The organism is Lactobacillus sp. ESL0261 (assembly GCF_003693025.1).
In the GTDB taxonomy this organism is placed as follows: Bacteria; Bacillota; Bacilli; order Lactobacillales; family Lactobacillaceae; genus Lactobacillus; species Lactobacillus kullabergensis.
Genome location: NZ_REHN01000008.1, coordinates 29243 through 51181, shown reverse-complemented (window position 1 = coordinate 51181; position 21939 = coordinate 29243). Strand labels below are relative to the sequence as shown.

Genomic DNA, 21939 nt, shown 5'->3' with positions numbered 1-21939 from the left:
TAAATTTTACTATACTTTTAATTTTTTGAATCCTTTAATGATTATTTTGGCTTATATTTATAATTAATATAAATAAACAATTACTAGATTGATTAAATTGGAGGTATTTATGGGTTTCTGGGTTATGATTTTGGCTTTGATATCTGGAGCGGTTCTAATCTATTTTAGTTTTGCTGGTCAGCTTTCAAAGTTAACAAAGAAAATTGCTTTTGTGGCAGGATTCCTACTGATAGTGGGTGCTATTTTCATAGCTACTCCAACTGGAGCCGAATTTGTGATGAAAATTACCTAATTTTAATGAAATCGCTTGCAAAAAATAGCACACCGTGTATACTTTAAAACTGCACTGTTAATTTACAGGGCAGTTTTTTAGTTTTTAATGGAGGCGTGAAAATGGAATTTACTGAGCAAGATTATGAAAATCGTAAAAATTTTGTCAAAGGTTTGTTTTCTTTAGGCGGATTAAGTGAAAGCGGCAAATCAGCTGCTGGAATTTATTTTGACAGCATTGGTATCAAACGAATGAAGATTATTGCAGTAGAAAAAGAAATGATGATAGAACGCAATTATCAGTTCACTGGACATCCATCAGAACAAGATTTCACCAATCTTTATGCTAAAGACACTGAAAAGGTGTTTAAAGAGTTCTTATACCGTTTAATAGGTAAAATGCAAGATGAAAATATTCATTATGCATCAATTGAAAGCTTATACCGTTCAGAATTAGGTGTCTACCTTAAAAAAGAACTAGGTTCTAAAATGATGAACATTTACATTGAAGCGCCTCTTGAAGTTCGCGCTCAAAGAGAATACAAAAAGCAAACAATTGATAACGGTAAAAACTTTACTTTTGAACAAATAATTGAGCGAACCAAAAAGAAGGATCAGTTCAAAATCAAGCATGGAGCACTTAAAGTAAAGGATATAGCAGATATTATTGTTAACAATGACTCTTTTGTAGAAAATGAAAAGCAATATTTAAATATTATGGCAGGCATTGCTTCTATAGTAAAAAAGTAAAAAATAAAGCACTTTGTTTTAATTATTGTCAAAGTGCTTTTTATTTGAAAATATTTGTTATTTTAGACTAAGCATACTTAAGAACTTTTTCGCTTTTGACCACCAAATATGAAGATCGTATGCTGAAGTGAAAGAAAGTATCCACGTCAGGATCCATGTGCCAAAAAAAGTAAGGAATGGATGATAAATAGCATGATGATTCATGTTTAGTCCTTGCCAAATCAGTTGATTCCAAAATACATTTGATAAATATGCTCGATAGGCATAAGTTGCTAAAAAGTGAAAGACTTTCAAGCAAGTTTTAGAGTTGTGTCTAATATTAAATAAACATAATGCAGCTACTAAAGCTATAACGGCTAAACAGTAAAATGTCATAGACGGCTTATAATATGGGGCATTTGCAAAAAGAACCGGATGACCAAATCCGTGAAATTCGAAATTAGTCCATAAAAAGCATGCAACAAAACAAACTAAGATCAGCCACCAAAACTTATATAGAAACGTATTGACATAGTCCCTAAATTGCCAGGCCAATACACCATAGACACCATAAATAAAGAAAGAAATAAAAATACGATCTAGCAGATACCAGTTCTTTTCTTGTGGACCATGAAAAACGTAAAAGTCATAAAACCAGAGCCATGCAAAATATAAAACAAAAGTAATAGCGGCAACTAGTAAACCACGTTTAACATTGTTACCAACATAGCGGCTAATAGCCCAGAAAATAGGCATTAAAATTATAAATTGCAACATCATTGTGTTATACCACAGGTGAGGAGCAGCGTTACCATTAACAAATTGCCAGCAAAAGGAACTAAAATTATTAAATCTGTTTATCTGTTGAAGCCAGGGCAATCCCAATAAGTAGATCAAAGTCCACCAGATTGTGGGAACAAACAAATTTGACCAGTTTGCTCGCAAGTGTTTTTGATATGAAAAATCCCCTGCTATATCGTTAGTACGAATTGTTGTATATAAAATGCCAAAAATAAATGCTGGTGCAGTGTATTTGAATAAGTTATATATGATACCAAAAATATCTTGGATATTAAATGGTTGTCGCACTCCCATAATTAAGGACATTATTGGCTGCGCCATAACAGCAGTGCATGCGAATACTTTTAAATAGTCTCCTATGTCTGCAATTTTGAATGATACATATGAATACTTTTTCATTTTTAGTTTGAAAATTCACTTTCTTTTAGCTTATATTTTTTAAAATTTTGAGATACTAATATTTTCTATTATAAACTCAAAAAAGGATATCAATCAGACGATGAAGTTTTTTACAATAAGAACTAAAATAAATTTTTGAATTTATTATTTTAGTTATATTATAGATGGAGAGAGTTTTCATACATACGTATAGTATTTATTTTTACTTTAATAAGGAGACATGATGTTATCAAAAAGAAATGACTATGACTTAGTAGTAATTGGTGCAGGATTATCTGGTCAAGCAGCTGCAGCTGCCTCTGGTGAAAAAGGTTTAACCACATTAGTAGTTGAGAAAGGTCGAACTACTGGTGGATCAGGCAATTACGTGGAAGGGATATTTGCTGTAAATAGTAAGATGCAACAACAGCAAGGAATCAATCTGTCTGAAAAAGAAATTTTGCATGACGAACAACAATTTTCCCATTTTGAGGCAGATACAATGATATGGAAAGACTATATTGCGCAGTCTGCTAAAAATGTTGAATGGTTAAATAATATTGGAGTTAAATTCGATGGTGTAGCAACACTCGGTGCAGGACTTAATACCTGGCATATGTTTAAAGGCTTGGGTAATCACGCAATTCATGATGCACTGCAGCCATATTCTGAGAAAAATGGTGTAGAATTTCTCACTTCAGCTGCAGCAGTTAATCTTCTACAAAATAGCACTGGAAATATTACTGGAGTAATTATTGAAGATTTTGCAACCAAAAAACAAAAGGAAATTAAGACTAAAGCGGTAATATTGGCTACTGGCGGTTACTTAAATAACAGAAAAATGCTTTTAAAGTATTTTAATTCTAATGCAAATCGCATTATTCCTATGAATTCTGGAAAAAGTGATGGTTCAGGACTTCAATTAGCATGGAATGCTGGCGCTAAAAAATTTGGAATGGGAATGGCAATGATGTTTGGAGGACAAATAAAAGAAGATACTATTCCCTCATATCAATTTTGGAAAACAGATATTGGTATTGCAAGTTGTGAAATGGCTCCGCTTTGGGTTAATGAAGTTGGGCAGAGATTCGTTGACGAAAGTGTTTTTAGAATATGGGCGCATGCTGGAAATGCTATTATCAGACAAGAAAAGGTATATGCAATATTTGATCAAGATATCCTGGATGAGTTTGCTGATAAAAATTTGCCTAGGAGTTTAAAACCACTTTCAGATCGTACTAGACTGGATAAGTTGAAAAGCATGATTTCTGAAGCTGAGGAAAAGCGCATGTCGTTTTTGACTAAAGCTGATTCTATTGCTGAGTTGGCTGAAAAACTGCACCTGCCTCAACTAGCAGAAACAGTTAAGCGATATAATCAGTTAGCACTTATAAAAAAAGATGAAGATTTTGAAAAACCAGCAAACTACCTTAAGACCATCCAAAAAGGTCCTTTTTATGCTTTTGAATTGGGTGTAGGAGCTTATTGTACAATGGGTGGTTTGAGAGTAAACCGCAAAAATGAAGTCTTAGATGAAAATGGTAGACAAATATCTGGATTATATGCCGTTGGATCTGATGCCTCAGCTGTTCTTGTGGGTGATACCTATGGTGTAAATGTTCCTGGTTCTGAAGCAGGGTATTGTATTTATTCAGGTAGAACAGCTGTCGATAATATTGCAATGTTAACTCATTAGAAAATCACTTTTAAAAAGACTAATTAAGAGTTCTATAATGGTCAGATTTATGTTTAACTTTTTAGGTGCACTTCACTAATAGCAAGTATTAATATCTATTTAACGCTGATCTCTTAGTTTTTATTTAGCTTTTTTAAACAATAACTCTACCGTTCCTGCTATTTAAACTTTTTTCATTATTGTTGACGTTATTGCTATTAGTAAAATACATATGTCAAGAGCCTGAAGATGATTTACAGTGGCAAAATCTTTTCCAGGCTTTTGTTTATTTGAATGTGCCATTGACCTAGAAATAAAACTATTGGCTGATTTTATTTTGAATGTCAAATAGTTGTTTAAGGTGAATATTTGAGATAATGTAATAAGGTTGTTTGCAGTAATTATTGTGATTTTATGAAAGAGTGTAATGAAAAATTATTTAAGCATTGATATTGGCGGAACTGAAATTAAATTTGCAAAATTGGATTATGCTGGAAATATAATCGAAAAAGACAAAATTGCTACTGTTAAAAATAAAACTGAGTTTTTGAAAAAAATAGATCAAATTGTAAAATATTATATTTCAGATATTAAAGGTTTAGCATTTTGTTCTCCCGGAAAAATTGAAAACACAAAAATTAGATTTGGCGGTTCATTACCTTTTTTGGACGGAATTGATTTTGCCGAAATTTATGGTAAAAAGTATAGGATTCCGGTAGCGGTAATAAATGATGGCAAGGCCAGCGTTTTAGCAGAAAATTGGCTAGGCAGTTTAAAGGGTGAGTCGAATTGTGCTGCAATTACGCTCGGAACCGGCGTTGGCGGCGGTATTATAATTAACAGTCATTTATTGCGAGGCTCACATTATCAAGCAGGTGAATTAAGTTTTATGATTAGTAATTTATCCCGCCCTAAAAATATGGCAGGTGCCGTTGGTAGTAATGGTTCAGGCGTGAATTTTGTTAAAGCAATTAATCGTAAAATTAATCATCAAAATGAAAATGACGGATTATATGCTTTTGATGCCATTAAGTCCGGTAAAAAAGAAGCCGTTAGAATTTTTAATGACTATTGTTTAAAAGTAGCAACTTTAATTCTTAATATTCAAACAGTAGTAGATTTAGATAAAATAGCTGTCGGTGGCGGCATAAGTGCGCAACCGATTTTAATCAGTGGTATCAATAAAGCTTATGATAAGCTGGTTAATGATTATAACTCGATTATTGGTGATACTTTGACTAAACCGGCAATTATTTCTGCTCACTTTAGAAATGATTCGAATTTATACGGATCGCTATATAATTTATTACTTCAAATTAATAGAGAAAATAAATATTAATTATATTTTGAAAATCTCGAAGTAGATAACTTTGAGATTTTTTGTTTTCCCCCGTTACTTTTTAGCTCAAAGAATTTTTTTAAGAAATTCCACTCTTTTATTTCTAAGTCCACATTTGCCCTTTTTATATGGTAGAATAACTAAAGTTAATAGAGGAGGTTGTCATGACTAAAGTTAAGTATAAGCGAATAGTTTTGAAAATTTCTGGTGAAGCTTTGGCTGGTGATGAAGGAACTGGTATAAATCCTACAGTTATTAGTCATTTAGCAAAAGAGATTAAATCTGTTCACGATTTGGGAGTTGACATTGGTATCGTCTGTGGTGGCGGTAATATGTGGCGCGGGGAAACTGGCGCAAAACTAGGGATGGAACGCTCACAAGCTGATTATATGGGAATGCTTGCTACCATAATGAATGGTTTAGCTCTTCAAGATGGCTTGGAACATGTAGGTGTACCAACTAGATTGCAAACATCAATTGAAATGCGGCAAATAGCAGAACCATATATTAGGAGAAAAGCTATTCACCATATGGAAAAAGGACGCGTAGTTATTATGGGTGGTGGCACTGGTAATCCTTATTTCTCAACTGACACAACTGCTGCCTTAAGAGCTGCAGAAATAGGTGCTGACGTGATCCTAATGGCTAAAAATGGAGTTGACGGAGTTTACTCCGCTGATCCAAAAGTTGATCCGCATGCCAAAAAATACAGTGAACTTTCACAACTAGATATTATTTCTAAAAACTTAAAAGTCATGGACAGAACAGCAAGCTCACTTTCAATGGATACCAACATTCCTCTAATCGTATTCAATGTTAATACTGAAGGCAATATTAAAAAAGTGGTATTGGGTGAGAATATTGGAACAGTAATCGGAGGAAAAAACAATGAATAATGAAGCAATCAAAAAAGCTCAAGATAATATGAAGAAATCAATTACTGTTTTTGAAAAAAACTTGAGCTCTATTCGTGCTGGCGTTGCTAACGCAGCTTTACTTGATGGAATAAAAGTGGACTATTATGGTGCTCCTACTCCATTAACGCAAATGTCTAGTGTTACTATTCCTGAGCCACGCGTGTTATTAATTACACCTTATGATCAGAACAGTCTCGATGATATTGAGCATGCACTCTTAGCTTCAAATTTGGGTTTAACGCCAGCAAATGATGGAAAAGTCATTCGACTTGTTATTCCGCAATTAACAGGTGAAAGGCGTCAAGAAATTGCTAAAGAGGTCAATAAAATGGCCGAAGAAAGTAAAATAGCAATCAGAAATGTTCGTCGTGAAACTATGAATAGTCTTAAAAAGCAGCAAAAAGATGATGAAATTACCGAAGATGAACAGCGCAATTTGGAAAAGAAAGTGCAAAAAGTTACTGACGATGCAACAAAGCAGATTGACCAAATTGCAGAAGAAAAACGTAAAGAGATTACCCAGGGCTAATAAATGGCAGATAAAAAAAATCAGTTAAACCATTTAGCTATCATTATGGATGGTAATGGTCGTTGGGCAACAAAGCAAGGCAAACCACGAATTGCAGGTCATTACGAAGGTATGAATAACGTAGAAAGAATAACATTGGCAGCCAACCAATTAGGCATCAAAGTTTTATCCTTATACGCGTTTTCTACTGAAAACTGGGGTAGACCTAAAGAAGAAGTAGCATATCTAATGAACTTGCCAGTACGCTTTTTTGATAAGTTTATGCCAACCTTAATGAAAGAAAATGTCAAAGTAAACATTATGGGCTACTTAAATGAATTGCCTTCAAAAACCTATGATGTAGTTCAGAGAGCAATGGCTGAAACTGCTCATAACAGTGGTTTGATTTTGAACTTTGCTTTTAATTATGGTTCACGAAGAGAAATTACTACAGCAGTAAAGGAAATTGCAACTCTTGTTGAAACGGGTAGTATTACAAGTGATGAAATTTCTGAAAAAATGATTTCGCAGAGATTGATGACTGCAAGCTTTGGTAAATACAGTGATCCAGATTTATTAATCAGAACTTCTGGTGAGCAAAGGATTTCTAATTTCATGTTATGGCAATTAGCATATTCAGAACTTGCTTTTAGTGAGAAAAACTGGCCTGATTTTACTAGAGAAGATCTAGAAAAATTTGTTATTGATTTTCAAAATCGTCATCGACGTTTCGGTAAAGTCGATGAATCGGATAGTTAGGTAAATATATGAAACAACGTGTAATCACAGCAGTTATTGCTTTAATTTTATTTATTCCTATCGTTATAGCTGGCGGACTTTGGATGGATTGGCTCACCGTTTTGTTTGCGGCCGTTGGTATCAGTGAATTCTTTTTAATGAAAAAACAAATATTGGTTTCAGTAAACTTTCTACTGGCTTTATTGGCCACCATTATTTGGGCAGTTCCTGATAGTTTTCTCAAGTCAATGCCATTTCATTGGACAAAATACGGCATTTATTTTGCTTTGATAATGTTAATGCTAACTTGGACAGTTTTAACTAAAAATAAAACTACTTTTGATGATGTAGCGGTTTATACATTAGGATCATTATATGTGGGAACCGGCTTTCATTACATGGCAAGTATTAGAAACGCAAACAATGGTCTTGCACTGCTTTGCTACGTTTTTGTTGTAGTCTGGCTGACAGATACAGGAGCCTACATGATCGGGCGTAAAATTGGTAAACATAAGTTGTGGCCTGTAATTAGTCCTAATAAAACATGGGAAGGCTCAATTGGTGGCACAATTTGTGCTGTAATTTGTGCCGCAATTTATGTTTACTTTGTTAATCTGAACCATTCACAAGTTGAAATGATTATTTTTGCCCTTGTATTATCAATTGTAGGACAAATGGGAGATTTGGTTGAATCAGCATATAAGAGATACTATGGTGTTAAAGACTCAGGCAAGATATTGCCTGGTCATGGTGGAATCTTAGATCGTTTTGACAGCATGCTCTTTGTTTTACCTGTTTTTGCTGCTTTGATGGGAATCATACACTAGGGGGATTTTTGTGAAAGGTATACTTATCTTTTTAGTAGTATTTGGAATATTAGTTTTTGTCCATGAATTCGGGCACTTTATTGTTGCTAAAAAGTGCGGCATTTTAGTGCGTGAATTTTCTATAGGTATGGGACCAAAGCTTTTCCAAGTTAGACGCAATCCAACTACTTATACGATTAGGTGGCTCCCGCTAGGCGGATATGTCCGTTTAGCAAGTAAAGATGACGAAACTGATTTAGCAGCAGGGATGAGAGTAGTTTTGCAGCTTAATCAACAGAAAGAAGTTGTAAAAATTGATGCCTCTGAATCAGATTTACCGATTGAAGGAATACCATTACAAGTAACGGCATTTGATTTGGTAGATAAACTTTTTATTTCTGGATATGAAAATGGTGAAGAAGATCGATTAGTTACATACAAAGTCAATCATGATGCAACGGTTATTGATCGTTCAAAAACTGAGTTAATTATTGCACCACGTGATACACAGTTTCAAGAAGCCAATGTGTGGCAGAAACTAGCTACCAATATTGCTGGACCATTAATGAATATAATTCTAGGTTTTGTCGTTTTTTTAATTTGGACATTTACTGTTCCAGGGCCTGCAACTACAGAAATAGCTGAAGTAACACCTAATTCACCAGCTTCTGTTGCAAAAATTGAACCGGATTCAAAAATTGTGGCTCTTAATGGTCACAAAATAACGTCCTTCGAACAAATTTCGGAAGAAATATCTCAGAATAAAAGTAAAAAAATTAATATTTCTGTTATCAAAAATAAGCAAAAAAAAGTGGTAAGCGTTCAACCGAAAGTTGTTAAAGTTCAAGGCCAAAAAGTATACCAAATCGGAATTAGAGCAAAAAGTGATGAGAGCCTAGGTGCTAAATTTAAACGTGGTTGGAATACAGCTGTTTCTACTACTGGAATGATTTTCAATGCAGTTGGTGGCTTATTCCGTCATTTTAGTTTAAATAAACTTTCCGGGCCTGTGGGCATTTATTCTCAGACATCACAGGTTTCGCAAATGGGTTTTACCTATATCTTGGCCTTTTTAGCCATGATTTCAATTAACTTGGGAATAGTGAATCTAATTCCTATACCTGGTCTTGATGGTGGTAAGTTTTTGCTTAACCTTATTGAAATAGTTCGTGGTAAACCAATTTCTGAAAATCATGAAGCCATGGTGGAATTGATAGGTTTCGGCTTACTGTTAGTGTTAATTATTGCTGTAACGGGAAACGATATTTACCGTTACTTTATTAAATAAAATATAAATTTGGGAGAGAGTTTAAATGCGACAATCTAAATTATTTATGCCGACTTTAAAGGAAGCACCAGCTGATGCTGTAGCTGAAAGTCATAAACTGATGCTGCGAGGCGGATATGTTCGTCAGGTTACGGCAGGCGTTTATGCATATTTGCCTTTAGGGTACCGTGTTCTAAGTAAAGCTGAACAGATAATGCGTGAAGAAATGGCAAAAATCAACGTGCCAGAAATGGCAATGCCGGATCTTTTACCAGCAACTTTATGGGAAGAATCAGGCAGATGGCAAAAATATGGTCCGGAAATGTTTAAACTTAAAGACAGACACGGTCGTCAAAGTCTGCTAGGACCAACTCATGAGGAAACATTTACTGATATTGTCGCAAAAGATTTAAAAAGTTATAAACAAATGCCGATAGCTCTTTTCCAAATTCAATCAAAGTTTAGAGATGAAAACAGGCCTCGTTTCGGTTTATTGAGATCACGTGAATTTATCATGCTTGATGCTTACAGCTTTGCGGCTACTAAAGAACAGCTTGATCAACAATTTGAGGATGAGAAAAAGGCTTTTACAGCTGCATATCACCGTTGTGGCTTAAAAGTTACTCCGGTTATTGCTGATTCAGGAACTATGGGTGGCAAAAATTCAACTGAATTTCAAGCTCCAGCTGCCATTGGTGAAGATACCATTGCTACGAATGAAACAGGAACATATTCAGCTAATCTAGAAATGGCTTGCAGTATTGATACGTTCAAGCAGGAAGAGGAACCGTTAAAACAAGTTGAAGAAGTAGCTACACCCGGTCAAGAGAGTATCTCAGACTTAGTTAAATTTTTAAATATTCCGGCAACTAGAATTATTAAGAGTGTGCTTTACGTTGCTAATGAAAAAGAAAATATCCTAGTCTTAATCCGTGGTGATAAAGAAGTCAATGAAGTAAAATTAAAACATTTACTTGATGTTGACTCAATAAGAATCGCTACTGATGAAGAATTGGCAAACATAACCGACGTTGGCAAAGGTAGCGTTGGTCCAGTTAATGCTGATTGGGCTGATAAAGTAGTAGCAGATAATACTGTTAAAAATCTTTATAATGTTGTTGTAGGCGCAAACAAATCTGGTTGCCAAATTAAAAATGTGAATTTAAACCGTGATTTTACTCCAGACATATTCGGTGACATTCGTGTTGCTAATGAAGGTGAACCAGATCCAGTTGATCACTTGCCATTAAAATTCACAACTACTATTGAGGTAGGACACATTTTTAAACTGGGAACTTATTATACAAAAACTATGGGTGCAAACTTCCTCGATAAAAATGGTAAAGCTCAACCTGTTATAATGGGTTCATATGGTATTGGTGTCACGAGAGTTTTATCTGCTGTGATTGAACAGCATTTGACTAAAAATGGCGTGGCGTGGCCTAAAGAAATTGCACCATTTAGCCTGCACATTGTTCAAATGAAAATGAAAGATCAAGGTCAAACGACTTTGGCTCAAAAACTTGAAGAAAAGTACAGTGCTAAGTATGATGTATTGTATGATAATCGTAATGAACGGGCAGGAGTTAAATTTGCTGATGCTGACTTGCTGGGAGCTCCAGTGCGAGTAACAGTTGGTAAAAAAGCCAGTGAAGGAGTAGTCGAAGTTAAACGGCCTACTGATGAAAAAGCAACTGAAATGACAGTGTCCGAGTTAGACGATTTTATTAATAAAGAGTTAGGATAATTTTCGTGACTGATAAAAATAAACTATTTTTAAGGTTATTGGAGCAAATCAAGTTTCCGCAAGAATTTGCAGATAATGATTTGTTGCAAAAGGGCGAAATTGAGAACGTGGATGTTTACGCTAAAGAACACAGGTGGGATATCCATGTTCTTTTTACTACACCCTTAAAATTTGAAACTTTTAATGCTTTAAATAAGGCTATAACTGCTAGTTTTTCCTCTTTCGTCAATATTCATTTGTATGTTCGCTCTAAGGATGGAGCAGATGATTATTTAACTGACTATTGGCAGTTCGCGGTGCAAAATTCTCAGGCTTTGCAACCAGTGGCACGAGAATTTATTTCTAGTCATAAGCCTAAAAAAGAAAATGGCCGCTGGATTATTCCGGTTGATAATTTAGTGGTTGATGGACTGCTCGAGCAAAAAATGCTTGATGAACTTGCGGAAGAAATGAGAAATTTTGGTTTCTTTAACTTGAAGTTTGTAACTGAAATTGATGATGAAAATTCCAAAAATAATTTAGCCAGTCTTCAGGAGTTGCAAGAGCAACATGAACAAAATATGCAGGAAGAATATGATTCGGCTCCAGCACAAGAAAAGCCAAAACCAGCAACCTATCCCACAAAAAAGACTCGTTATGGCAATCGCAAATTGGATGATAATTTACCTGTAACTCAAATTAAGGAAGTAATTGATGGAAGTAGAAATATTGTAATAGAAGGTAATATTTTTAATATTTCGAGTAGAGAATTAAAAAATGGTTCAATTATATTTACAGGTGAAATAACTGACTATACTGATTCAATTTCATTTAAAAAGTTTGTTTCCGATAAAGAGCAAATTGAAAATATGACAAAAATCAACCCGGGAACTTGGGCTAAAATGCAAGGATCAGTAGCTGAAGACCAGTGGAGTCATGACACTGTTTTTAATATTTCTTGTTTTGAAATTGTAGAGCATGTTGGCAGAACTGAAAAATATCAGGGTGATGAAAAAAGGGTCGAGCTACATTTACATACAAATATGAGTCAGCTGGATGCTACAAATACCGCAACTGACTTTGTCATGGCTGCTAAGAAATTTGGTCAAAAAGCAATAGCTATTACAGACCATGCTGATGTTCAAGCCTTCCCTGAAGCATATAACGCAGGTAAAAAGAATGGCGTCAAAATAATTTACGGTTTAGAAGCAAATATGATTGATGATCATGCTTTACTGGTTCTTAATCCAGCTTCAATGACATATAAGGATCGTGAATTTGTTATTTTTGACGTTGAAACGACAGGGTTATCATCCGTTTACGATACCATTATTGAAATCGGTGCTGTGAAGATGAAAAATGGGGAAGTTTTGGAGAGGTTTGATAAATTTATTAATCCCCATCATCCGTTAAGTGAACAGACAATTAATTTGACTTCAATTACTGATGAAATGGTAGGAGCAGCTGATGATGAGGCTGTGGTTATCAAGCAATTTCAGGATTTTTATGGTGACCGTCCCCTTTGTGGTCATAATGTTCAGTTTGATGTTGGTTTTGTCAACGCAGCATTGAGAAGAGCAAAATTAGATGAAATTACCCAGCCGGTAGTTGATACGCTAGAAGTATCACGGTTGCTTCATCCAGAACAAACCAGACATACCCTAGATTCTCTGGCCAAAAAATATAATGTTGTCCTCGAGCATCACCATAGGGCTAACCAAGATGCTGAGGCAACAGGCTATTTAATGTTTAAGCTCTTGGATGCCTTTACTAAAAAGTATCACGAAGATAATTTAGGTAAAATGAACGATTATGCTGCTCAGGGTCAAGTGTTTAAGAGAGCACGACCACAACATATGACTATCCTAGCTAAAAATCAGGCTGGCCTTAAAAACATGTACAGACTAGTTTCTATTGCAAGTACCAAAGATTTTTATCGGATCCCACGTACTCCCAAATCAGATTTGGTTAAGAACCATGAAGGCTTGCTATATGGTTCTGGATGCTCTGAAGGCGATGTTTTTGTCGCAATGATGCAAAAAGGTTATGACGAAGCTCGTAAGAAGGCACGCTTTTATGATTACCTCGAAATTCAGCCACCAGCAAATTATTCAATTATGATTGAAGATCATTTGATTGCTGATGAAAAAGAACTTGAAGAAATTCTGACAAATATTTACAAATTGGGTAAGGAATTAAATAAACCAGTAGTTGCCACAGGAGATGCACATTATCTGGAAGAACATGATGCTATATATCGTACTATTTTGATTTCGGCCCAACGCAGCAATCCTGACAGGAACAAAAAACAGCCTGACATGCATTTTTACACTACTCAGGAAATGCTAGATGCCTTTAGTTTTTTAGGTGCAGATATTGCTAAAGAAATAGTAATTACAAATCCTAATAAAATTGCTGAATCAATTGAAGAAATTTCGCCTATTAAAGATGGACTTTATCCACCTCACATTGATAATGCTGATGAAGAAATGAAGCGTTTGACTTTTGACAAAGCACATGAGTTATATGGGGATCCGTTGCCAAAGATTGTTCAAGATAGACTTGATATGGAACTCAATTCAATCATTTCCAACGGTTATGCGGTTATTTATTTGATTTCGCAAAGATTAGTGGCTAAGTCAAATAAGGACGGCTATTTAGTTGGTTCACGTGGTTCTGTTGGTTCAAGTCTGGTCGCTACAATGTCCGGTATAACCGAAGTCAATCCATTGGCACCCCATTATCGTTGCCCAAAATGTAAGTATTCGAAATTTTTCGAAAACGGTGAATATGGGTCTGGATATGACTTGCCAGATAAAAAATGTCCTAAGTGTGGAGCTGAACTGGTTAAGGATGGGCAAGATATTCCTTTTGCAACGTTTTTGGGATTTCACGGTGACAAAGTTCCTGATATCGATTTGAATTTCTCGGGTGACTATCAGCCGGTAGCTCATAACTTTATTCGAGTAATGTTTGGTCCCGATAATTCTTATCGAGCAGGTACAATTGCCACTGTTGCTGATAAGACAGCTTACGGTTATGCTAAACACTATGATGAAGAAAAAGAATTGAATCTGCGTAATGCTGAACTTGATCGTTTAGCAGCTGGTGTCAGTGGAGTTAAAAGGACTACCGGTCAGCATCCTGCAGGTATTGTTGTCGTTCCCGATGATATGGATATCTATGACTTCACACCCGTACAATATCCTGCAGATGATGTCAATGCTGCGTGGTTGACAACTCATTTTGATTTTCATTCCATTCATGATAATATCTTGAAATTTGATATTCTAGGTCACGATGATCCAACTATGATTAGAATGTTGCAAGACCTTTCTGGTGTTGATCCTTTAACAATTCCACCCGATGATCCAGGAGTAATGTCGCTTTTTTCAAGTCCTAAAATTTTAGGTGTAACACCCGAGCAAATTCAATCAGAAACTGGTACTTTAGGAGTACCCGAATTTGGTACAAAATTTGTACGAGGGATGTTAGAAGAAACAAAGCCGACTACATTTTCCGAGTTACTGCAAATTTCTGGCTTATCCCACGGTACTGATGTCTGGTTAGGAAACGCTGAAGAGCTTGTTAATAACGGCACTTGCAAACTGAAAGATGTTATTGGTTGTAGAGACAACATCATGATGGACTTGATTCACTGGGGAGTTAAACCTGAAGTAGCGTTTTCAACTATGGAATCAGTTCGTCATGGTCGGGGAATAAGTGATGATGATATGGCAGTTCTACAGAAAAATGATAAAATTCCTGACTGGTATATTCCGTCTTGTCTCAAAATCAAGTATATGTTTCCGAAAGCTCATGCGACGGCTTATATATTAATGGCTTTAAGAATTGCCTGGTTTAAAGTTTACTATCCTGAAATTTACTACACTGCCTATTTCTCAGTACGTGCTGATTTATTTGATTTAGTAGCTATGAGTCATGGTAAAAACACGGTAAAAAAGGCGATGGCTGATATTCAAAATCAAGGAAATGATGCGTCTGCCAAGGATAAGAGTCTTCTTACAGTCTTAGAAATTGCCAATGAGTGTTTGGAGCGTGGTATTAAAATAAAAATGGTTGATATTAATCAGTCTGAGGCCACTAATTTTAAAATTATTGATCAGCATACAATTTTAGCACCGTTTAATGCAGTTCCTGGTCTGGGAAATAATGCAGCCAAACAAATTGTTGCTGCAAGAACTGAGCAGAAATTTTTGTCAAAAGAAGACTTGGCAAACCGTGGAAAAGTATCCCAGTCAATTATGGATTATTTAGAGAATAATGAAGTTCTAAATGGAATGCCGGAGCAGAATCAACTTTCACTCTTTTAAACTTTTGCAGTATTAATATAAATGTGATATACTTTTTAAAGAAGTTCGAATAAATAATTCGGAGTGAGCGCTTGTGCTCACTCTTTTTATTACGGAGGAAAGTACTTGGCGAAAGTTAAAGATTCTGTTCTTAAAGAAATTAAACCAATTATTGCAGAACGCAATGATGAGTTTGTTGATATAGAATACGTTAAAGAAAAGGGTCAAAACTATTTAAGAATATATGTTGATCGAAAAAATGGTATTGATATGGATGAAATTGCAGGGTTAAGTGAATTATTATCTGCAAAGCTTGATCAGATACAACCCGATCCGTTCCCTGACCCTTATATTTTAGAGGTTTCCTCTCCTGGTATCGAAAGGCCAATCAGAAATGAGACTGACTGGCAAAAAGCTTTAAATGAATATGTGCATGTGAAGTTATACCAGAAAGTTGAAGGTGGAAAAGAATATGAGGGAACTTTAAAATCTTATAATGATAGCGAAATCGAACTTGAAATAAAGGTAAAAACTAAAAAGAAAGTTTTATCACTTCCCCGTAAAACAATTGCAAGCATTCGTTTCGCAATTGAGTTTTAGAAAGGTTGATTAAAATTTATGTCTAAGGAAATGCTTGAAGCGTTCGCTACTCTCGAGAAAACAAAGGGTATAAAGCAAGACGTAATTGTTGAAGCGATAAAAGCAGCACTGGTTGCAGCATATAAGAAAAATTATAATCAGGCAACGAATGTAATAGTTGAATTTGATGAACGTAAGGGTGACTTTAAGCTAATGACTGAAAAGACTGTCGTTGAAGAAGTTCATGATGAACGTTTGGAAATCAGTTTAAAGGATGCTCTGACAATTAATCGGGCTTATGAACTTGGTGACAAAATTCGTTTCGAAGTTGCACCTAAAAATTTCGGTAGAATTGCGACACAAACGGCTAAACAAGTTATTATGCAACATTTACGTGAGGCAGAGAGAAATCATATTATTGATGAATACTCACAGTATGAAGATGAATTAATAACGGGCACTGTTGAAAGACGTGATAATCGTTTCGTTTATGTTAAAATTGGTAATGTTGAAGCAGTAATGCCACGTAACGATCAAATGCCTGGTGAAAGCTATAATCCCCAAGATCAGATCAGGGTTCTAGTTACTCATGTTGGTTCAGATTCAAAAGGTGCTCAAATTACGGTTTCACGTACCGCACCTGATATGGTAAAGAGATTATTTGAACAGGAAGTACCTGAAATTTATGATGGGACTGTTGAAGTGGTCTCAATTGCTCGTGAAGCAGGAGACAGAACCAAAATTGCAGTGAAGTCCAATGATCCTAATATTGATCCGGTAGGAACATGTGTTGGACAGCGAGGTGCTAGAGTTCAGAATGTGGTCAATGAACTTGACGGTGAAAATATAGATGTAGTTAAATACGAGGAAGATCCGTCAGATTACATTGCTAATGCCTTGAATCCTGCTGAAGTGATTGCTGTTCAATTTGGAGATGAGGACGAGGAAAAAAGTGCTTTGGTAATTGTTCCGGATTATCAATTGTCACTTGCCATTGGTAAAAAAGGACAGAATGTACGTTTAGCTGCTAGATTAACAGGTTATAAGATAGATATCAGACCAGAATCTGAAGTAGAATTTGTTGATGAAAGCAGTGATCAAGCTGAAAAAGAAAACGAAGAAGCTGAAACTAATAATTTAGCTGAAGATGGCTCAAATTCTTCACAAACAAACAGCGATTTTGCTGAAAGTGAAGAATCAGACAAAGAGCCAACTTCTGAAGATACTGACTCAGAGGATGAGCATCAAGAAAACGTTACTGACAGTAAAACGGTAGATTCTACTGAAAATTAAAGCAAGAGGTGAAACTTTTGAAAAAAAGAAAGATTCCAATGCGAAAAGATTTGTTAACTAATACTATGCAGCCCAAAAAAGAGTTGGTACGCATTGTAGTCGACAAAGAAAAGAATATTTCAGTTGATCCTACTGGTAAAAAACCTGGTAGGGGAGCATATGTTTCTCTTGATCCAAGTCAGATCAAAAGTGCTCAAGAGAAAGGCTTAATTGAGCGTAGTTTAGGAGCTACAGTGCCTAAAGAGTTTTACCAAGAGCTTTACTCATATGTTGACCATCAAAAGGCAAGGAAAGAATTGTTTGGTGATAAATAAATTTGCAAAATAGACAAAAAGCACTAAATTTGTTGGGATTAAGTCAAAAAGCCGGAAAATTAGTTTCAGGCACTGAACTTGTTTCCATTGACGCAAAAGCCAAAAAGGTAAAACTAATTATTTTAGCCCAAGATAGTCATGCAGATACTACTGCAAAGATCTATAAAGTTGGGGAACAAAATAATATACTTGTTATTAACAAATTTACTAGTAATGAAATTTCTCAAGCGATCGGAAAAAAGCGAAAAGTTTTAGGAATTACTGACACTGGTTTCTGCAAAGCATTGTTACAAAAAATAGACGAAGGAGTGTGATTTGATGGCTAAAACAAGAATTTATGAATTGGCAAAAGAATTAGGCATCGATAATAAAACTGTGGTCAACAAGGCGAAGGACTTGGGACTTGATGTTAAAAATCATATGTCATCACTTGAGGATTCACAAGTAAATCAATTAAAAGATAGTTTCCGTAGCTCCGCTCCCGCGCAAAAGCAAGAGAAACCCGCAAAAAGGAGCAGTAAAATCAAAATTTCCGTTACCTCAATTCGTAAAAGCGAAAAAAAGCATGAGGAAAAAAATGGTAACAAGAACAACAAGAGAGGCAACAACTTTCACCGATCTAACAATAATAGATCAAGGCAGGCTCAAGATCGCTATAAGCAACGTACTAGCCCAAGTCAAAGGACTTCAAAGCCGGTAGCACAAGACTTATTAAAGCAATTGAAACAAAAACAGCGTGTTGATGAAAAGAAATTAAATCGTCAAAGTGAGATTGTCCAGAAATCTTATGATGAAGACAAAACTACTGTCAAAAAATCTTCTGGAGAAGATAACAAGAATGTTTCAAAATCAGAAAATAAAGTTGTTAAAGTCGAGACTACAGCTCCTAAGGTAACTGGACCTAAAATAATTAAGCCTTCGCCAGCCAGAATGAAGAATACACAAAAGGCAAGTCCAGTTAATAAACCTAAAGCTTTAGATACAAATGCTGCACCTGAACCTGCAAAAGAAGAAAAGCGTCGTGGTAATGGTCACGGTCGCAATTCTGGTAAACCTGGCAGAAAAGGTAAAAATCAAACTTTTGGTACCAATAATTACTCAAAGCATCAAGAAAAGCGTAAACGCAAGAATAAGAAAAAGCAGTTCGAACAGGTACCAAAGAAACAGCCAACCCAGAGAAAAGAACGTCCGTTACCGGAAACACTGGTGTACGAAGTTGGTATGAATGCTCAAGATTTGGGCAAGTTGCTGCACCGTGAACCTGCTGAAATAGTTAAGAAACTATTTATGTTAGGTGTGATGACTAATCAAAATCAGTCACTTGATAAAGATGCAATAGAATTAGTTGCTGCTGAATATAATATCAATGCCAAAGAAAAAGTTCATGAAGATATATCTGACATTGATACTCTTTACGACAAGAGAATGGCAGCTTCTATGAAATCTAAGCATCAAATTAAGCGACCACCAGTTGTTACAATCATGGGTCACGTTGACCATGGTAAAACAACTTTGCTTGACCGATTGCGTCATACTCATGTTTCTGCTCATGAAGCTGGTGGTATTACACAGAAAATTGGTGCCTATCAGGTAAGAGTAGATAATAAGCCAATCACATTTTTAGATACGCCTGGACATGCGGCATTTTCTAACATGCGTGAACGTGGTGCTGAAATCACCGATATTGTTGTACTGGTTGTAGCTGCAGACGATGGAGTTATGCCACAAACTGTTGAAGCCATTGACCATGCTAAAAGTGCTAAGGTACCAATCATTGTCGCAATTAACAAAATGGATGTTCCTGGTGCAAACCCTGAGCATGTTACTGAACAGTTAATGAAATACAATTTGATTCCGGAAAATTATGGTGGTGACACTATTTTTGTAAACATTTCTGCCAAAACTGGTGAAAATGTTGATGAACTTTTACAAATGATTCTCTTACAAGCAGATGTCATGGAACTACAGGCGGATCCTACGCAAAAGGCAATTGGGACTGTTATTGAAGCTCGCCTTTCCCGTGGCCGTGGCCCAGTTGCTGACCTTTTGGTTCAACAAGGAACCCTAAAAGTAGGTGATCCTATTGTTGTCGGTAATCGCTTTGGTCGTGTCAGAGTGATGACTAATGATCGTGGACGCCAGGTAGAAAAAGCTACACCATCAATGCCAGTTGAAATTACTGGATTAAATGATGTGCCCGAGTCAGCCGATAAGATAGTTGTCTTTGATGATGAAAAGACTGCAAGAAGCGTTGGTGAACAAAGAGCACAACAGGCTTTACAACAATCTCGTGAAAATGTCCAACATGTTACTCTTGATAACTTGTTTGACACGATGAAAAAAGAAAACATGAAAGAAGTAGACGTTGTCTTAAAAGCAGATGTACAAGGTTCAGTAGAAGCTTTACAACAATCGCTTGAAAAGATAGAAGTCGAAGGCGTTCGTGTTAATATCATTCATGCGGGTGTAGGAGCAGTAAATGAATCGGATGTTACATTAGCCGGAGCTTCGAATGCCTTTATTATTGGCTTTAATGTCCGTCCAACCGCTACTGCTAAATCTCAAGCTGAAGCAGATGGAGTAGATATTCGACTATATAGTATTATTTACAAGGCAATTGATGATGTTAAAGCTGCTATGAAGGGTATGCTTGAACCAACTTATGAAGATAAAGTTGTTGGTAATCTGACTGTACGTGAAACTTGGAAAGTTTCTAAAGTTGGGACGATTGCTGGTGCATTTGTTGATTCCGGATACGTATCAAAAGATTCTGCAATCAATTTGATTCGTGATGGGGTTGTGATCTATACCGGAAAAGTTGCGTCACTTAAACGGTTTAAAGATGATGCTAAAATTGTTAAGCAAGGATTCGATTGCGGTTTAACCATTGAGGGCTATAATGACATCAAGATTGGTGACGAAATGGAAGCCGTAGAAAAACAGGAAGTTAAGCCTGAATAAATCAACTGGGAGAAAGCATGAAACACAGAATAGGTCGTGTTGAAGGAGAAATCCTCCGTGAATTAACGAAAATTTTACGAAAAAATATTCGTGATCCACGAGTTAATGATGTAACAATTACAGCGGTTGAATGTACAAATGACTTATCATATGCTACTGTTTATTACAGCATTCTTTCTGAAGATTCTAAAAAAGAAGAAGAAGCTGCTGCTGGTTTAAATAAAGCTAAGGGATTGATGAGGCATTTGTTGGGGCAAGTCCTAACTGTATATAAAGTACCAGAGTTGATTTTTAAACGAGATAATTCAGTTAAATATGGTAGTAAAATTGATCAGTTAATCGCTGAAGTAAAAAAGCAGGATGCAAATCGCAATAATTAAGAAAAGCGCTGTGAGGCGCTTTTTTCATGATTAGGTAATAAAAAATGTTAAATGGTATTTTAGTGATAGATAAGGATAAGGGCATGACAAGCGCAGACGTTGTCTATCATTTACGCAAAGCGCTGCATATTAAAAAAATAGGCCATGCTGGTACCCTAGATCCTGATGTTACGGGAGTGCTACCAATTGCAATTGGTCAGGCCACAAAATTGATTGAATTGATGCACGAGGAAAACAAAAAATATGTAGGTCAGGGAATTTTTGGCTTTGCCACTGATAGTTACGATATTAGTGGCAAAAAAACAGAATTTAAAAAAATAACTAGTAAAATTAAACACCATCAAATTCAAAAAGCTATGCAAGAGTTTGTGGGCAGTATAGAACAGGTACCACCTATTTATTCGGCCGTCCGAGTAAATGGCAAGCATTTATATGAATATGCGCGAGCAGGTATTAAAGTTGAAAGGCCAAAAAGACGGGTTGAAGTTTTTTCTTACGATCTTACAAATGAACCTGTTTTTGATAAAGAAAATGGTCAAGAAGCTTTTGATTTTAAAATTGAATGCAGCAAAGGAACCTATGTTCGCTCTTTAATAAATGATTTGGGAACAAACCTTGGTGTGCCGGCAGTAATGAAAAATTTGCGGCGCACTTCTAGTTCAGGCTTTGATATAGATCAAGCTGTTAAATTGAATGAAATTTCAGAAAATCCAGATATGGTAAATGAATTACTTCAACCAATTGACTCTTTTTTTACTAATTATGCTCATGAGGATATTGATACAGATCTGTGGGCCAAAGTTAAAAATGGAGCAACGATTTCTTTGAAAACGAATGCAAAAAAAGTGGCATTACGATACAATAATAGAGTTAAGGCAATTTATCAAAAAGATGGTACCATGTATCGCCCTTATTTAATGCTTTTACAAAATGAATGAGTGAATG

Annotated in this window: 19 protein-coding genes; 18 read left to right on the top strand and 1 reads right to left on the bottom strand. The window is 35.8% G+C overall.

Features of this window, described 5'->3' with window-relative positions; all coding sequences use genetic code 11:
- The first annotated feature begins 109 nt into the window (after positions 1-109).
- The gene (locus F5ESL0261_RS05905) at positions 110-292 is read left to right on the top strand and encodes a hypothetical protein (protein ID WP_046332237.1); all 183 of its coding nucleotides are present in this window, start codon (positions 110-112) and stop codon (positions 290-292) included.
- Between the two features lie 101 nt (positions 293-393).
- The gene (locus F5ESL0261_RS05900) at positions 394-1020 is read left to right on the top strand and encodes a hypothetical protein (RefSeq protein WP_046332236.1); all 627 of its coding nucleotides are present in this window, start codon (positions 394-396) and stop codon (positions 1018-1020) included.
- A 57-nt stretch (positions 1021-1077) separates the two neighbouring features.
- Here F5ESL0261_RS05900 and F5ESL0261_RS05895 read toward each other — a convergent pair whose 3' ends face one another.
- Positions 1078-2199, bottom strand: coding sequence for an acyltransferase family protein (locus F5ESL0261_RS05895; RefSeq protein ID WP_122052558.1), 1122 nt, complete (start codon positions 2197-2199; stop codon positions 1078-1080).
- Positions 2200-2422: 223 nt separating this feature from the next.
- Between F5ESL0261_RS05895 and F5ESL0261_RS05890 the strand changes: the two genes are divergently transcribed.
- From F5ESL0261_RS05890 to truB, 16 genes are all read left to right on the top strand, one after another.
- A complete protein-coding gene (locus F5ESL0261_RS05890) occupies positions 2423-3874 on the top strand; it encodes an FAD-binding protein (protein WP_158595199.1) in 1452 nt (483 codons plus the stop codon).
- 406 nt (positions 3875-4280) lie between these two features.
- Positions 4281-5192 (top strand): ROK family protein, encoded by a 912-nt coding sequence (locus F5ESL0261_RS05885; protein ID WP_122052556.1) that lies wholly within the window; start codon positions 4281-4283, stop codon positions 5190-5192.
- A 164-nt stretch (positions 5193-5356) separates the two neighbouring features.
- A complete protein-coding gene (gene pyrH, locus F5ESL0261_RS05880) occupies positions 5357-6088 on the top strand; it encodes a UMP kinase (RefSeq protein ID WP_045928215.1) in 732 nt (243 codons plus the stop codon).
- Positions 6081-6638 (top strand): ribosome recycling factor, encoded by a 558-nt coding sequence (frr, locus tag F5ESL0261_RS05875; RefSeq protein ID WP_122052555.1) that lies wholly within the window; start codon positions 6081-6083, stop codon positions 6636-6638. The genes pyrH and frr overlap by 8 nt, the downstream gene beginning before the upstream one ends.
- A 3-nt stretch (positions 6639-6641) precedes the next feature.
- The gene (locus F5ESL0261_RS05870) at positions 6642-7376 is read left to right on the top strand and encodes an isoprenyl transferase (protein WP_122052554.1); all 735 of its coding nucleotides are present in this window, start codon (positions 6642-6644) and stop codon (positions 7374-7376) included.
- A gap of 8 nt (positions 7377-7384) precedes the next feature.
- A complete protein-coding gene (locus tag F5ESL0261_RS05865) occupies positions 7385-8182 on the top strand; it encodes a phosphatidate cytidylyltransferase (protein ID WP_122052553.1) in 798 nt (265 codons plus the stop codon).
- Between the two features lie 10 nt (positions 8183-8192).
- Entirely contained in the window at positions 8193-9449 is a 1257-nt protein-coding gene (gene rseP, locus F5ESL0261_RS05860) for an RIP metalloprotease RseP (protein ID WP_122052552.1), read from the top strand.
- Positions 9450-9474: 25 nt separating this feature from the next.
- Positions 9475-11175, top strand: coding sequence for a proline--tRNA ligase (locus F5ESL0261_RS05855; protein ID WP_122052551.1), 1701 nt, complete (start codon positions 9475-9477; stop codon positions 11173-11175).
- Between the two features lie 5 nt (positions 11176-11180).
- Positions 11181-15488, top strand: a complete 4308-nt coding sequence (locus tag F5ESL0261_RS05850) for a PolC-type DNA polymerase III (RefSeq protein WP_122052550.1) — start codon at positions 11181-11183, stop codon at positions 15486-15488.
- Between the two features lie 105 nt (positions 15489-15593).
- Positions 15594-16067: a ribosome maturation factor RimP gene (gene rimP, locus F5ESL0261_RS05845; RefSeq protein WP_122052549.1), complete on the top strand. Its 474-nt coding sequence runs from the start codon at positions 15594-15596 to the stop codon at positions 16065-16067.
- 18 nt (positions 16068-16085) lie between these two features.
- Positions 16086-17339, top strand: coding sequence for a transcription termination factor NusA (gene nusA / locus F5ESL0261_RS05840; protein ID WP_122052548.1), 1254 nt, complete (start codon positions 16086-16088; stop codon positions 17337-17339).
- A gap of 17 nt (positions 17340-17356) precedes the next feature.
- A complete protein-coding gene (gene rnpM, locus F5ESL0261_RS05835; protein ID WP_122052547.1) occupies positions 17357-17653 on the top strand; it encodes an RNase P modulator RnpM in 297 nt (98 codons plus the stop codon).
- A gap of 2 nt (positions 17654-17655) precedes the next feature.
- Complete coding sequence (locus F5ESL0261_RS05830; protein ID WP_045928206.1) at positions 17656-17967, top strand: ribosomal L7Ae/L30e/S12e/Gadd45 family protein; 312 nt, start codon at positions 17656-17658, stop codon at positions 17965-17967.
- Positions 17968-17971: 4 nt separating this feature from the next.
- Positions 17972-20614: a translation initiation factor IF-2 gene (gene infB, locus F5ESL0261_RS05825; RefSeq protein ID WP_122052546.1), complete on the top strand. Its 2643-nt coding sequence runs from the start codon at positions 17972-17974 to the stop codon at positions 20612-20614.
- Positions 20615-20631: 17 nt separating this feature from the next.
- Positions 20632-20994: a ribosome-binding factor A gene (locus F5ESL0261_RS05820; RefSeq protein ID WP_045928204.1), complete on the top strand. Its 363-nt coding sequence runs from the start codon at positions 20632-20634 to the stop codon at positions 20992-20994.
- 44 nt (positions 20995-21038) lie between these two features.
- Positions 21039-21932: a tRNA pseudouridine(55) synthase TruB gene (gene truB / locus F5ESL0261_RS05815; RefSeq protein WP_122052545.1), complete on the top strand. Its 894-nt coding sequence runs from the start codon at positions 21039-21041 to the stop codon at positions 21930-21932.
- Positions 21933-21939 lie beyond the last annotated feature (7 nt).

Excerpts from the sequence above, each read along its gene's own strand:
- F5ESL0261_RS05820 (WP_045928204.1), top strand. The coding sequence starts at position 20,632 with ATGAAACACAGAATAGGTCGTGTTGAAGGAGAAATCCTCCGTGAATTA.
- truB (WP_122052545.1), top strand. The coding sequence starts at position 21,039 with ATGTTAAATGGTATTTTAGTGATAGATAAGGATAAGGGCATGACAAGC.
- F5ESL0261_RS05885 (WP_122052556.1), top strand. The coding sequence starts at position 4,281 with ATGAAAAATTATTTAAGCATTGATATTGGCGGAACTGAAATTAAATTT.
- F5ESL0261_RS05905 (WP_046332237.1), top strand. The coding sequence starts at position 110 with ATGGGTTTCTGGGTTATGATTTTGGCTTTGATATCTGGAGCGGTTCTA.
- infB (WP_122052546.1), top strand. The coding sequence starts at position 17,972 with ATGGCTAAAACAAGAATTTATGAATTGGCAAAAGAATTAGGCATCGAT.
- nusA (WP_122052548.1), top strand. The coding sequence starts at position 16,086 with ATGTCTAAGGAAATGCTTGAAGCGTTCGCTACTCTCGAGAAAACAAAG.
- frr (WP_122052555.1), top strand. The coding sequence starts at position 6,081 with ATGAATAATGAAGCAATCAAAAAAGCTCAAGATAATATGAAGAAATCA.
- F5ESL0261_RS05870 (WP_122052554.1), top strand. The coding sequence starts at position 6,642 with ATGGCAGATAAAAAAAATCAGTTAAACCATTTAGCTATCATTATGGAT.
- F5ESL0261_RS05890 (WP_158595199.1), top strand. The coding sequence starts at position 2,423 with ATGTTATCAAAAAGAAATGACTATGACTTAGTAGTAATTGGTGCAGGA.
- F5ESL0261_RS05855 (WP_122052551.1), top strand. The coding sequence starts at position 9,475 with ATGCGACAATCTAAATTATTTATGCCGACTTTAAAGGAAGCACCAGCT.
- F5ESL0261_RS05895 (WP_122052558.1), bottom strand. The coding sequence starts at position 2,199 with ATGAAAAAGTATTCATATGTATCATTCAAAATTGCAGACATAGGAGAC.
- pyrH (WP_045928215.1), top strand. The coding sequence starts at position 5,357 with ATGACTAAAGTTAAGTATAAGCGAATAGTTTTGAAAATTTCTGGTGAA.
- F5ESL0261_RS05900 (WP_046332236.1), top strand. The coding sequence starts at position 394 with ATGGAATTTACTGAGCAAGATTATGAAAATCGTAAAAATTTTGTCAAA.
- F5ESL0261_RS05865 (WP_122052553.1), top strand. The coding sequence starts at position 7,385 with ATGAAACAACGTGTAATCACAGCAGTTATTGCTTTAATTTTATTTATT.